The sequence below is a fragment of the Azospirillum sp. B4 genome (genome assembly GCF_000333275.1).
Classification (GTDB): domain Bacteria; phylum Pseudomonadota; class Alphaproteobacteria; order Azospirillales; family Azospirillaceae; genus Nitrospirillum.
The window spans coordinates 1-13,832 of sequence record NZ_BACU01000632.1 but is presented as its reverse complement, the minus strand read 5'-3'; the positions used below and the strand labels follow the sequence as shown (position 1 = coordinate 13,832).

Genomic DNA, 13,832 nt, shown 5'->3' with positions numbered 1-13,832 from the left:
CAACCAGGGCAGCACGCCGCTGGCCAGCAGCAGCGACACCAGGATCACGCCGCAGGCCAGGAAGATGGCGACGTCGCGGCCGGGAAAGGGCACACCGTCGCGCAACCAGTCCGGCAGCGACAACACGCCGGCCAGGGTGACGGCCCCGCGCACGCCGGCTACGGCGGTGACGACGATCAGGCGCAGGGAAGGGCGGACCTGCCGCGGCCGGCGCCGGGACCTGNCCAGCGCGCGCATGACCACCATCGACAGCCAGACCCACAGCACCCGCAGACCCAGCAGAGCGCCGGTGATCATGAGGACATGCAGACCCAGCCAGCCCATGCCCACCGGTGTGTCCTGCGGGCCGGCGACGGGCGCGCCCGCCTGCACGGCGATGGCGGGCGCCTGGCCCAGGACGCCGGGCAACTGCCAGCCCAGCAGGATGAAGATGACGCCGTTCAGGGTGAACTGCACCATCTCCCCCACGGCTGTCCCCTGCAGTCGGGTGGTCACCTGCCCCGACTCCTCCAAGGGCAGCAGGTTCAAGGTCATGCCGGCGGCCACAGCCGCCAGGATGCCCGACATGGCCAGATGCTCCGCCGCCAGATAGGCCGCGAACGGCACCAGCAGCATGCTGAGGATGGTGATTCCGGGATTGTCGCCCCGGGTCCGGACGAACCAGCCCTGGACCAGGCGCACCACGGCGGAAACAACCACACCGACCACAAGGCCACCCGCCGCCGCCCACAGGAAGGCGCCTGTGGCCGCGCTCAAGGAAAAACTCCCGGTCAAGGCCGCGGTGACGGCGAATTGCAGGCACACCAGCCCGGAGGCGTCGTTCAGCAGCGCCTCCCCCTCCAGGATGTGCTTCAGGCGCGCGGGCATGCGAATGCCACCGGTCATGCCGGAGACGGCCACGGCGTCGGTGGGCGACAGCACCGCCGCCAGCGCGAAGGATGTCGCCAGCGGCATGCCCGGCAGCAGCCAGTGGATGATGTGTCCAGCCCCCACCACGGTGAACATCACCAGGCCCACGGCCAGGGTCAGGATGATGCCACCCAGGCGGCGCAACTCCGCCGCCGGGAAGCGCCAGGCGTCCATGAACAGCAGTGGTGGAATGAACAGCAGCAGGAAAAGGTCGGGGTTGAGGGTGATGGACACGCCCGACACGCCGCCTAGCACCGCCCCCAGCGCCACCTGGATCAGCGGCTGGGGCAACAGGGGGATGAAGCGGCCAATGCCGCCGGAGACCACGACCGCCACCAGCAGGATCAGGATGGCGGTCATCGTTTCCATGGGCGCGATTCCATTGCAGGCTGGGTGCCAGGCGGGCAGAAGGGACAGGGCCGATTAGCGGCCGGACCGGCCCCGGCCCGCCACAAAGGCCACGGCCAGGACGACAATGCCCAGCACGATGACCAGGATGTTCATTCCAGGGCCGGCGGCACGGTCGTGGTTCATGTCCCACAGCCGTCCGCCGATCATGGACAGCCCCAGAATGATCAGCAAGGCGCGATGCTGGCGGGTCAGCCCACCGGGCGGGCCACCGGGTGGGGGCGGTTCCATCACCGCTCCCACCCGCCGGCCAGCGGCAAGGCCTTCTCGGCAACGCCATCGTCGGTGAGCGCGCGGTGGGCGCGGGCCAGGGCGACGCCCAGCAGGGCCACGCAGACGAAGTTGACGATGGCCATGGCCGCCGACCACGCCAGGCTGACGGCCAAGTCGGGCGGGGAGGTGCGGCTGGCGGTAAGCCAATCCCCCATCACCAGCCGGTTCAGGAAGAAGCAGGGGACCTGCAGTGCCGCTTGACTGATCAGGACCGCCCAGGTCAGGCGCCAGGCCAGCGGCGCCGACGCCGCCCAATAGCGGCCGAAGGCCACCGGCTCATCGGCGAGAATGGCCATCAGGCCAATGCCCAGGCGGACGGTCACATGCAGCGTCGCCACGCCCACGGCGACAGCGGCGGCCAGCACCGCCAGCCAGACGCCCGGCCCCGCCTGGTCCTCCGTTCCCGGGTCCAGCACCAGGGCCTTGGCGAAGAACAACACCATGAGGGCGATCAGCAGCATGAAGAAATAGAGGACCTGCCAGCCAGTGGCGTTCCATTCCTTGCGGCCGAATCCCGGCTGCAGGAAGGTCAGCGACTCCTGGCCCGTGCGCACCCAGTGCCCCCAGGCGGATAGGGAGCGCATGTGCGACCAGGTCTGAAACACGACCATGACCAGGAAGATGAACAGGAACTCACCCCACAGCGACTCATCACCCTCACGGCCCAGATATTGGGTGGCGCGCAGCTGGAAAAACAGGGCGGAGGCCAGGCTGAAAACGGCGGGCATGCCCAGAAAGCGGGCGATGCGGCCGGGTACCGCGAACACGTCCCGATAGAGTTGGAGCGCAGCCCCCCAAGCCGACCGGCCCATGCCCAATTCGCCCTGCGACGCCATGCTTCCTCCATATCGGGGCGCCGGATCATCGGCCGACCGCCCTCGAAGCACATGCCGTAAAGGCTGCCGCGCCCCGTTGTGGGAACGCGGACGCCGACGGCGCCCAACTTAATAGATGCCCCGACCCTGTAGGACCGGCCCGTATATGGGCGGCCCGCCGGATGATTACAGCTTTGGCCCCCCGCTCAAAGTGACAATCCGGGGCCAAATGGGGAAGCCGCACCCGCCTGTCCCCGCCGCTGGATCACGGGTTCGTGCCGATCTTGGTGTCGATGGATTGATGGTGGGCGGTGAGGGATTTGAACCCCCGACCCGATGCGTGTAAAGCACCTGCTCTACCCCTGAGCTAACCGCCCATCCATGGCGCCCGGCCATTCCCCAAGCAAGGGCGGTCCGGGCCCTGACGCTTTAACGACCCGCGCCGCATTTGGGAACCCCTTTTTCGGGGATGGCCCCGCGACGGTCGGACATCACAAATAAAAAGGACGGGAACACCCATCGGCGTCCCGCCTTTTAAAAAGCGCTGGTTCGTGAACCCAGCCGGCACTGACCGGCATCTGCCCGAACCGCGCTGGCCACCCGAATGGGAAGCTCGGCTAAACACCTGTCATTGGGGGACTGGGCCGCGGGAGCGGCGACCGGTTCCCCCAAAGACCGGCATATAAAAGCGGCGTGTACGCCGTTTTTAGTTCAGCGCGTCCTTCAGGCCCTTGCCGGGCTTGAACTTCGGCTGCTTGCTGGCGGCGATGGAGATCGCCTCACCGGTACGCGGGTTGCGGCCCTCGGACGCGGCGCGCTCGGCAACGGCGAACGTGCCGAAACCAACCAGGCGAACTTCGTCGCCCTTCTTGAGGGCTTCGGTGATGCCGTCGAACACCGCATCGACCGCCTTGTTCGCATCAGCCTTGGACAGCTCCGCACTCGCGGCAACGGCGGCAACGAGATCGTTCTTATTCACTTAAGGCCCCCCTTCTTGAAGCAGGATCTAATCTTGGATTTCGTCCCGGTCGCGGGGCGCGCGCCGGGATTGGGATTCGGTTCGGACGTACGGCCCCGGGGTTATCCGCCCCGGGGCCGTCGCGTCAGGCCTTCAATTCACACGATTTCTCTTCGTACTTCAATGCCGAATCACATCATCCTTCCCGTCTTCCGCGGCTTTCGCGGCCACGGGCTCGACGACCTCAGGCTCAGACCACTCGATCGGGACCAGCGGCTGCACCAGGGCATTGGCCAGCACCTCGTCGGCCGTCGTCACGGGGATGATGGTCAGGCCACGCTTCACATTATCCGGAATGTCCGCGAGGTCCTTCTCATTGTCCTTTGGAATCAACACGGTCTTGATACCGCCGCGAAGTGCGGCCAATAATTTCTCCTTCAGTCCGCCGATGGGCAGAACCCGGCCGCGCAACGTGATTTCGCCGGTCATGGCGACATCCTTGCGCACGGGAATGCCCGTCAGCACGGAGACGATGGAGGTGGTCATGGCCACGCCGGCGGACGGACCGTCCTTAGGCGTAGCTCCTTCGGGCACGTGGACATGGATGTCCTTGCGCTCGAAAAGCGTCGGTTTGATGCCAAACTGGGCGGACCGGGACTTCACGAAGCTCTCGGCGGCCTGCACCGATTCCTTCATGACGTCGCCCAGCTTGCCCGTGGTGGTGACACGGCCCTTGCCGCGCAGCATCACCGCCTCGATGGTCAGCAGCTCGCCGCCCACCTCGGTCCAGGCAAGACCGGTGGTGCAGCCCACCAGATCCTCCTTCTCCGCCTCTCCATAGTGGAACCGGCGCACGCCGGCATACTTGTCGAGGTTGCGGCGGGTGATCGACACCTTGTCGACCCCCTTCATGAGGATCTCCTTGATCGCCTTGCGGGCCAGGTTGGCGATCTCACGCTCCAGACTGCGCACGCCGGCTTCCCGGGTGTAGTAGCGGATGAGGTCGCGCAGCGCGTCGTCGGAGATGGTGAACTCGCCCGCCTTCAGGCCGTGCGACTTCAGCTCCTTGTCGATCAGGTGGCCACGGGTGATCTCGATCTTCTCGTCCTCGGTGTAGCCCGACAGCCGGATGACCTCCATGCGGTCCAGCAAGGGCTGGGGCATGCGCAGGGTGTTGGCCGTGCAGACGAACATCACATCGGACAGATCGTAATCGACCTCCAGGTAATGATCGTTGAAGGTGCCGTTCTGCTCGGGATCCAACACCTCCAGCAGCGCGGACGAGGGATCACCGCGCCAATCGGCGCCCAGCTTGTCGATCTCATCCAGCAGGAAGAGCGGGTTGGACGACTTCGCCTTCTTCATGCCCTGGATGACCTTGCCGGGCATGGAACCGATGTAGGTCCGGCGGTGACCGCGCACCTCGGCCTCATCCCGGACGCCACCCAGCGACACGCGGACGAAGTTGCGGCCCGTGGCCTTGGCGATGGACTTGCCAAGCGAGGTCTTGCCGACACCGGGCGGGCCGACGAGGCAGAGGATAGGACCCTTGACCTTGTCCATGCGCTGCTGCACGGCCAGGTACTCCAGGATGCGCTCCTTGACCTTCTCCAGACCGTAGTGATCGGCATCAAGGATGGCCTCGGCCCCCTTGATGTCCTTCTTCACCTTGGTGCGCTTCTTCCACGGAATGGACAGCATCCAGTCCAGGTAATTGCGCACGACGGTCGCCTCGGCGGACATGGGGCTCATGGTCCGCAGCTTTTTGACCTCGGCCAGCGCCTTTTCCCGGGCCTCTTTGCTGAGGCGGGTCTTGGCGATGCGCTCCTCGATCTCGGCGACCTCGTCCTTGCCATCCTCGGATTCACCGAGTTCCTTCTGGATGGCCTTCATCTGTTCGTTCAGATAGTACTCGCGCTGGGTCTTCTCCATCTGCCGCTTGACGCGGTTGCGGATACGCTTTTCCACCTGCAGGACGCCGATCTCGCCCTCCATGAAAGCGTAGACCTTCTCCAGCCGCTCCCCCACCGTCGCCGCTTCCAGAAGCTGCTGCTTCTCCGGAATCTTCAGCGCCAAGTGAGAGGCGATGGTGTCGGCCAGCTTGCCCGGCTCCTCGATCTGATTGACCGAGACCAGGACCTCCGGCGGGATCTTCTTGTTCAGCTTGATGTACTGTTCGAACTGCGCCACGGCGGCACGGGCCAGGGCCTCGGCCTCCTGCGCCTCACCGGTCTTTTCTTCGATCGGATTGGCGTAGGCCTGGAAGAAGTCCTCGTTCCGCTCAAAGTTGACGATGCGCGCACGCTGGCCGCCCTCGACCAGGACCTTCACGGTCCCGTCGGGCAGCTTCAGCAGCTGCAGCACCGTGCCGATGGTACCCACGGAATAGATGTCCTCGGGCGTCGGGTCGTCCTGCGCGGCGTTCTTCTGGGTGACCAACAGGATCTGCTTGTCATCCTTCATCACGTCTTCCAGCGCGCGCACCGACTTTTCGCGCCCCACGAACAGGGGCACGATCATGTGCGGGAACACCACGATGTCGCGTAGGGGGAGGACCGGGTAAAGGGTGCCTCGGGTGGCTTCCAACATAGATCTGACCTTCCACTCAGAATCTCAGCGGCCAGCCCATGATGGGCCTGGCCCGCCATCCACCAGCCGCCCCGTCATGGGCGCGGCGTCGGGAGGTCGCCCTGGTAACGTGGCACACCGACACACCCCCTTCAAGGGCTTGAACCGGGGGATTTCTGCGCTAAGGGGAGCGTTCCGGCGGGGAACGTTGCGACTTTGCAGGCATCAGCACCGCCAATTCGCCGCCCGTCACCGCCAAGTCCCTGGATTCCGGACCAAAAGCAGGGCGACGACAAAAGAAAACCCGGGAAACCTCCGCAACGAAGGATTTCCCGGGTCGCAAACTATCCAAAAAGCCTATCGCCGATGGGCGGCCGGACGACCGCCCCGTCGCGCTATCGGCCCGTCAGGCGACGGGCGCCGCCTCCGCCTTACGATCCGCGTAGATGTACAGCGGCTGGGCCCGGCCTTCGACCACCTCGCCATTGATGACGATCTCGTCCACGCCCTGCAGGCCCGGCAGATCGAACATCGACTCCAGCAGGATGGATTCCATGATGGAGCGCAGGCCACGGGCGCCGGTCTTGCGCTGGATGGCCTTGTTGGCGATCGATTTCAGGGCCTCCTCGGCGAAGGACAGCTTCACGTCCTCCATCTCGAACAGGCGCTGGTACTGTTTGACCAGCGCGTTCTTCGGCTTGGTCAGGATCTCGATCAGCGCTTCCTCGTCCAGGTCGTTCAGGGTCGCCACAACGGGCAGACGGCCGACGAATTCCGGAATGAGGCCGAACTTCAGCAGATCCTCAGGCTCCACCTCGCGCAGCACGTCGCCAGTGCGGCGATCGTCCGGGCCCTTCACATCGGCGCCGAAGCCGATAGACGTGCCCTTGCCGCGGGCGGCGATGATCTTCTCCAGCCCGGCGAAGGCGCCACCGCAGATGAATAGGATGTTGGTCGTGTCCACCTGCAGGAATTCCTGCTGCGGATGCTTGCGCCCGCCCTGCGGCGGCACGGAGGCCACGGTGCCTTCCATGATCTTCAGCAGGGCCTGCTGCACGCCCTCGCCCGACACGTCGCGGGTGATGGACGGATTGTCGGACTTGCGGCTGATCTTGTCCACTTCGTCGATGTAGACGATGCCGCGCTGCGCCCGCTCGACATTGTAGTCGGCGGCCTGCAGCAGCTTGAGGATGATGTTTTCCACATCCTCGCCCACGTAACCGGCCTCGGTCAGCGTGGTGGCATCGGCCATGGTGAAGGGGACGTCGATGATGCGGGCCAGCGTCTGGGCCAACAGGGTCTTGCCGCAGCCCGTGGGGCCGATCAGCAGGATGTTGGATTTCGCCAGTTCGACGTCGCTGTGCTTGGTGCCGTGGGCCAGCCGCTTATAGTGGTTGTGCACGGCGACAGAGAGCACGCGCTTGGCGTGGCTCTGCCCGATGACGTAATCGTCCAGTACCGCGCAGATGTCGCGCGGGGTGGGAACGCCGTCGCGGGACTTCACCAGCGTCGTCTTGTTCTCTTCGCGGATGATGTCCATGCACAATTCCACGCATTCATCGCAGATGAACACCGTGGGGCCGGCAATGAGCTTCCGGACCTCATGCTGGCTCTTCCCGCAGAAGGAGCAGTAGAGGGTATTCTTCGAATCGCTGCCGGTCGACTTGGTCATAAAAGCTCCGTACATCACCGGGACAGTCACCCGGAGCCATCACGATGACGGAACCGGGGCCCGATCCTCCCGGGATCGGCCGGCGGACAAGGGGATGAAACACCGCTCACCCGCCACTGCCCACCCATTCAACACCACGGAACGCAGGCCTTTCAACCCCCCGTGTGTCTCTTCATGTCCGAACACCCATACCGGGGTATCCCGGTGGGGGCGTTCCGGCGGGGGTGGACCCGCCGGAAGCCGGACGGCTAAAACCCTTGCGCGTCAGGCCGCCTGGGCGGTCCCGCCGGCGCCGGGACGGGCGGCGATGACGTCGTCGATCAGACCGAACGCCTTGGCCTCGTCCGCGGTCATGAAGTTGTCACGCTCCATCGCCCGTTCGATCTTGTCGATCGGTTGGCCGGTGTGGCGCACGTAGATTTCGTTGAGGCGGTGCCGGATCTTCAGGATCTCACGCGCCTGGATTTCGATGTCCGCCGCCTGGCCCTGGGCACCGCCCGAGGGCTGGTGGATCATGATGCGGCTGTTGGGCAGCGAGAAGCGCTTGCCCGCCGTCCCGCCCGCCAGCAGCAGCGAGCCCATGGAGGCCGCCTGGCCGACACACAGCGTCGCCACCGGGCAGCGGATGTACTGCATGGTGTCGTAAATCGCCAACCCCGAGGTGACGATGCCGCCCGGCGAATTGATGTAGAAGGAGATTTCCTTCGTCGGGTTTTCCGCTTCCAGGAACAGAAGCTGGGCGCAGATCAGGCTGGACACCGCGTCGTTCACGCCACCGACGAGGAAGATGATCCGTTCCTTCAACAGGCGCGAATAGATGTCGTAGGCCCGCTCACCCCGATTGGTCTGCTCGACCACCATGGGGACCAGCGTGTTCATCTGCGGCTCAAAGTCGATCATGCCTGCTCCAGCGCTGCGTCCGACCCGGGGGCCATCCCCGGGCCCGTTGCCGGTCCGGGGGGAGGACCGTCCCTCCCCCGTTTCCCGTACTATACCGATGCCCGTCAGAAACCGAAGACGGGAGACGACCCTCAGGCCGCCTCTTCCTCATCGGGATCCTGCATCAGCTCTTCAGCCGACACGGGCTTCTCCGTCACCTTAACCTGTCCCAGGATGAAGTCGACAACCTTGTCTTCAAAAACCGGGGCCCGCAGGCTTTCCACAGCCTGGGGGTTGTTCTTGAAGAAGTCGAAAACCTCACGCTCCTGGCCCGGGTAGCGCCGCACCTCGGCCAGCACGGCCTGGTTCAGCTCTTCCCTCGCCACCGTTATATTGTTCTTCTGACCGATCTCGGAAAGGACCAGACCCAAACGAACACGACGGATGGCGATATCGCGGTACTCCTTGCGGAGTTCTTCCTCATCCTTGCCCGCGTCCTCGCCGGCGTCGCCGGCCTTCAGCTCGTCCTGCAGGCGCTTCCAGATCTGGTCGAACTCGATGTCGACCATGCCCTGCGGCACCTCGAAGCTGTGCAGCTCGGCCAGCTGGTCCAGCAGGGCGCGCTTGGCGCGCAGGCGGCTCATGACCGTGTAGTCGCCGCCCAGACGGTCGCGGATGACGGTCTTCAGCGCGGCCAAGTCGTCGAAGCCCAGGCCCTTGGCGAACTCATCGTCGACGGTCACCTCGACGGCCTGCTTCACTTCCTTCACGTCCACCTCGAACACGGCGGCCTTACCGGCCAGCTCGGCGGCGTGGTAGCCCTCGGGGAAGGTGACGTTGACGGTGCGGTGGTCACCGGCGCGGGTGCCCTCCAACTGCTCCTCGAAGGTGTCGATGAAGCTGTTGGTGCCCAGCTCCAGCTCATGGCCCTCGCCCTTCATGCCGGGGCGCTTTTCGCCATCGACGGAACCGTCGAAGTCGATGACCACGATGTCGCCCTTGGCGGCCGGGCGATCCTCGGTCAGCGGGGCGGAGGTCTTGCGGCCGGAGGCGATGCGGCCCACGGCCTCGTCCACCTGCTCATCGGTGATTTCGACCACCGGCTTCTCGATGGCGACGCCGCTGAGGTCGGCCGGCTCGAACTCCGGCAGCACCTCGTAGGCCATCTTGAATTCCAGGTCGCTGGCGCCGTCCGCCTCGAACTTCACGATCTCGACCTTGGGCTGCAGGGCGGGACGCAGGCTGTGCTGCTCGACCACCTTGGTGGCGCTGTCGGACATGGCCTTGTCCAGCACTTCGCCCATCACCGACTGCCCATAGCGCTGCTTCAGCACCGACATCGGCACCTTGCCGGGGCGGAAGCCCGGCATGCGCACGGTCTTGCCGATTTCCTTCAGTTGGGCGTCCACCCGGCCAGCCAGATCGGCGGCGGGGATGACGACCGTGTATTCGCGGCGCAGGCCTTCGGTGCTGGTCTGGGTGATGTTCATGGGACTATTCGAACCTGTCTCTTTTGATCGGCCCCGGATGCCGGCGATCCCGGCCCCTGGGTGCCCGGGGCCGGACGGACCACGGGCGGTTGGGTTGATATCTCGTGTTTGGTGCGGGCGAAGGGACTCGAACCCCCACGACTTTCGTCACCGGAACCTAAATCCGGCGCGTCTACCAGTTCCGCCACGCCCGCGGCCAAACCCAGGACGGGGTCGTTCCGGCGCCCGGTCCCATCGCCCGTTTCCACTGGGCACCGGCGGCGCCAAATGGGAAATGGGCATAGGAATAGCGCCCGGACCCTTCCAGGCGCCGTCCGATCTATAGCACCCGCGCACCCGCGTAAATAGGAATCTAGGCGGGGGGGCCGGCCTCATCAAGCGGCCAAGACGCCGACCCGCTTCGCGTGCCGGCCGTGACTCGCGCCGCAACTGCCGGCTATCGGCGGCACCGAAGCGCTTGTTATGCTGCGCCATCCTGGAGAGACGCAGCCGAGGCCCCTGACCGCATGACCGCCGCCCCCACGCCCATCATCCCCACCCTGCCCCGCCCCGCCCTGACCACCGACCGGCTGATCGGCCGCACGGTGGATCTGGAAAAGCTGGACCTGGACCGCCACGCCGCCGGCCTGTGGGAGGCCATCGGCCGCCACGCCAGCCTGTGGGACCATATCCCCGGCGGTCCCTTCGCCGAGCCGGAGGTCTTCACCCAATGGCTGCGCGACCGGATTCCCCGCCCCGGCCAGACCATCTACGCCGTGATGGACAAGACAGGGATGGACAAGACAGGGGATGAGCCTGAGCCGACGCCGGCCGGCGTGCTGATCCTGCTGAACGCCAACCCCGACATGGGCACGGTGGAGATGGGCCTGGTCTACGGCGCCCGCCTCAGCCGCCGGGTGACGGGGACGGAGGGGGTGTTCCTGCTGCTCGACTATGCGCTGGGCCAATCCGGATACCGCCGGATGGAATGGCGTTGCGGCCCGCCCAACCTCGCCTCCATCAAGGCGGCCCAGCGCTATGGCTTCACCCACGAGGGTCTGCTGCGCCAGACCCTGTGGATGAAGGACCGCAACTGGGACACCAACGTCTTTTCCATTCTGGACGCGGAATGGCCCGCCCGCCGCCAGCGCTTGGCGGCCTGGCTCGCGCCGGAGAACTTCACCGACGACGGATCACAGATCAAGGCGCTGGGGGAGTTTTAGGCCGGAAAGGCACCGGCATGAGTCTCATGCCGGTGGTAGCCCGCGTGACTGCGGGCACCGCAGATTTCCGGGGAGCGTAGCGGACCGGAAATCGAGGAAGGCAAGGCCGCGGATGCGGCCGCCCGCCGCCTGAGGGCAAGCCAAAGTCAGCTCAACAACACCCGGGCGCAGGCGTCCACGATGGCGTCGGCGTCCAGGCCCTGGACGCGATAGAGATCCGGGATGTCGGCGGACTGCCCGAACGTTTCCACGCCCAGCGCCGCCACCGTCTGGCCCCGCACGGAGCCCAGCCAGGACAGCGCCGCCGGGTGGCCGTCCATGACTGTCACCAGCTTGGCGCCCGCTGGCAGGGCGGACAGCAGGCGGTGGACATGGGCGTCCTTTCCCTTGCCCTGCCGTTGCGCCGCCGTCCAGCCGGCGTGCAGCCGGTCTGGGGAGGTCACGGCCAGCAGGCCGGCACCGGGGCAGTCTTCCAGCACCTGGGCGTGGGCCTCCAGCGCCTCCGGCGCCAGGGCGCCGCAGTAGACGATGGCGAATTCGGCGCCGGGCGCGGGCGCACGCAGCCAATAGCCGCCCTGGATGACGGCGTCGCGGTCCAGGCCGGCCGGCTGCCGCGTGGGCTGCTCCACCTGGCGGGTGGTCAGACGCAGGTAGAGGGAGCCGCCATCCGGCCGCTGCATATGATCGAAGCCCCAGGCCATGATGGCCGCCAACTCATCCACGTAGGCGGGCTCATAGCTGGAGACGTTGGGCAGGCCCATGCCGATCAGCGGGGTGGCGATGGACTGGTGGGCGCCGCCCTCCGGCGCCAGGGTGACGCCCGACGGCGTGGCCACCACCATGAAGCGGGCGTCCTGGTAGGCCGCGTAGTTCATGGCGTCCAGGCCGCGCTTGATGAAGGGATCGTATAGGGTGCCGATGGGCAGCAGCCGGGCGCCGAACAGGTCATGGCTGAGCCCCAGCGCCGCCAGCAGGAGGAACAGGTTGTGCTCCGCGATGCCCAGCTCGATATGCTGGCCGCCGGGGGCGCCCTGCCAGCGCTGGGCGGACACCACCTTCTGCTCCCGGAAGATGTCCTGCGTCTCCGTCCGCGCGAACAGGCCCCGGCGATTCACCCAGGGACCCAGATTGGTGGAGACGGTGACATCGGGGGAGGTGGTGACGATACGCGCCGCCAAAGCGTCGTCACCCTTGGCGATCTCTCCCAGGATTTTGCCGAAGCCTTCCTGCGTGGACATGCGGGGGCCCAAATCCACCGCCAGGGAGGGCGGCACGGGAATCGGGTCCGCCGCCAGGCGGCGGCTGGCCTTCCTTTCACCATTGGGGCCCGGCCCGGTGCCCTGGGCGAAGGGCACCTGGGACAGGAAGGCGTCCAGGTCCGCCGGGTCCACATCCAGGCCGGCGTGGCGGTCCCACTCCTGCCCGTCCGCCAGGCCGCAAGCGGCCTTGAAAACAGCCATCTGTTCCGGATTCATCAGGCCGGAGTGGTTGTCCTTGTGCCCCTGGAAGGGCAGGCCCCGGCCCTTGACCGTGTAGGCGATGAAGCAGGCGGGGCGGTCATCGGTAGTGCCGTGGAAGGTTTCCAGCAGGGTGGGCAGGTCATGGCCGGCCAGGTTGGTCATCAGGCCGCCCAGGGCCGCATCGTCATGGGCATCGAGGATGTGGCGGATGCCGCGCGTATCGCCCAAGTCCCGAATCAGCGCCTCGCGCCAAGCGGCCCCGCCTTTGAAGGTCAAGGCGGAATAGAGCTGGTTGGGGCAGGTGTCGATCCACTGGCGCAGGGCGTCACCCCCCTCTTCAGCGAACGCCGCCTGCAGCTTCTTGCCATACTTCAGGATCTGCACGTTCCAATCGAGCGACCGGAACATGCCCTCGATGGGCACCCACAGCCGGTCCGATACCACGCTGTCCAGGCTCTGGCGGTTGTAGTCGATGATCCACCAGGTGTTGCGCAGGTCGTGCTTCCACCCCTCCAGCATGGCTTCGAAGACGTTGCCCTCGTCCATCTCGGCGTCGCCCACCAGGGCCACCATGCGGCCCTCCGGCTGATCTGACAGGCCCTTGAGGCGGACATAGTCCTGCACCAGGGAGGCGAAGGCGGTGACGGCCACGCCCAGGCCGACGGAGCCGGTGGAGAAATCCACGTCGTCGGTGTCCTTGGTGCGCGAAGGATAGCTCTGCGCCCCGCCCAGGGCGCGGAAGCGTTCCAGCTTCTCTTGGCTCTGGCGGCCCAACATGTATTGGATGGCGTTGAAGACGGGACTGGCGTGCGGTTTGACCGCCACCCGGTCCTGCGGCCGCAGCACGTCGAAATAGAGCGCCGTCATGATGCTGGCCAGCGACGCGCTGGACGCCTGATGACCGCCCACCTTAAGCCCATCGCGCGAGGGGCGGATGTGGTTGGCGTTGTGGATGGTCCACGCCGACAGCCAGAGCACCTTGCGCTCCAGCGCCTCCAGCAGGCGGATCTTGTCGGGGTGGACGGCCGGAATGGTCGAGGCGTCGGGCATGTTTCTTCCCTGGGAGTGGGGCGCCCGAAGCCGGATGGCCGGCGCCCGTCATTGCCCAGGGTTATAGACCCGGATGACGCCGCCCTGAAGACCGGCGTTCAAAATTTTTTGGCGTTGAAAGTTTTGACCGTCAGGCCGGGGCCCCGGA

Annotated in this window: 10 protein-coding genes and 2 tRNA genes; 1 reads left to right on the top strand and 11 read right to left on the bottom strand. The window is 66.1% G+C overall.

Annotation, left to right across the window (positions count from 1 at the left end):
* The 10 genes from I55_RS28320 to I55_RS28275 all read right to left on the bottom strand — a co-directional run.
* Window positions 1–1,278: Na+/H+ antiporter (locus tag I55_RS28320; protein ID WP_044564079.1), on the bottom strand; the 1,278-nt coding region annotated here is incomplete at its 3' end.
* Window positions 1,279–1,332: 54 nt separating this feature from the next.
* On the bottom strand, window positions 1,333–1,548 hold the full coding sequence (locus I55_RS28315; RefSeq protein WP_044564078.1) for a hypothetical protein: 216 nt from the start codon (window positions 1,546–1,548) through the stop codon (window positions 1,333–1,335).
* On the bottom strand, window positions 1,548–2,426 hold the full coding sequence (locus I55_RS28310; RefSeq protein ID WP_044564077.1) for a hypothetical protein: 879 nt from the start codon (window positions 2,424–2,426) through the stop codon (window positions 1,548–1,550). Before I55_RS28310 ends, I55_RS28315 begins: the two co-directional genes overlap by 1 nt.
* A 281-nt stretch (window positions 2,427–2,707) precedes the next feature.
* Window positions 2,708–2,782, bottom strand: a tRNA-Val gene (locus tag I55_RS28305).
* A 329-nt stretch (window positions 2,783–3,111) separates the two neighbouring features.
* Window positions 3,112–3,384 carry an HU family DNA-binding protein gene (locus tag I55_RS28300; RefSeq protein WP_044564076.1) on the bottom strand — a complete coding sequence of 91 codons (273 nt, stop codon included), beginning with the start codon at window positions 3,382–3,384 and terminating at the stop codon, window positions 3,112–3,114.
* A gap of 159 nt (window positions 3,385–3,543) precedes the next feature.
* Window positions 3,544–5,952, bottom strand: a complete 2,409-nt coding sequence (gene lon / locus I55_RS28295) for an endopeptidase La (RefSeq protein WP_044564075.1) — start codon at window positions 5,950–5,952, stop codon at window positions 3,544–3,546.
* 385 nt (window positions 5,953–6,337) lie between these two features.
* Window positions 6,338–7,603 carry an ATP-dependent Clp protease ATP-binding subunit ClpX gene (gene clpX, locus I55_RS28290; protein WP_040849805.1) on the bottom strand — a complete coding sequence of 422 codons (1,266 nt, stop codon included), beginning with the start codon at window positions 7,601–7,603 and terminating at the stop codon, window positions 6,338–6,340.
* Between the two features lie 264 nt (window positions 7,604–7,867).
* Window positions 7,868–8,503 (bottom strand): ATP-dependent Clp endopeptidase proteolytic subunit ClpP, encoded by a 636-nt coding sequence (gene clpP, locus I55_RS28285; RefSeq protein WP_044564074.1) that lies wholly within the window; start codon window positions 8,501–8,503, stop codon window positions 7,868–7,870.
* 131 nt (window positions 8,504–8,634) lie between these two features.
* Window positions 8,635–9,972: a trigger factor gene (gene tig, locus I55_RS28280; protein WP_044564073.1), complete on the bottom strand. Its 1,338-nt coding sequence runs from the start codon at window positions 9,970–9,972 to the stop codon at window positions 8,635–8,637.
* A gap of 109 nt (window positions 9,973–10,081) precedes the next feature.
* Window positions 10,082–10,166 (bottom strand) — tRNA-Leu (locus I55_RS28275).
* Window positions 10,167–10,478: 312 nt separating this feature from the next.
* Between I55_RS28275 and I55_RS28270 the strand changes: the two genes are divergently transcribed.
* Complete coding sequence (locus I55_RS28270) at window positions 10,479–11,174, top strand: GNAT family N-acetyltransferase (protein ID WP_083901494.1); 696 nt, start codon at window positions 10,479–10,481, stop codon at window positions 11,172–11,174.
* A gap of 146 nt (window positions 11,175–11,320) precedes the next feature.
* On the opposite strand, the gene I55_RS28265 is transcribed toward I55_RS28270, so the two are convergent.
* Entirely contained in the window at window positions 11,321–13,684 is a 2,364-nt protein-coding gene (locus tag I55_RS28265) for a transketolase (protein ID WP_044564072.1), read from the bottom strand.
* Window positions 13,685–13,832 lie beyond the last annotated feature (148 nt).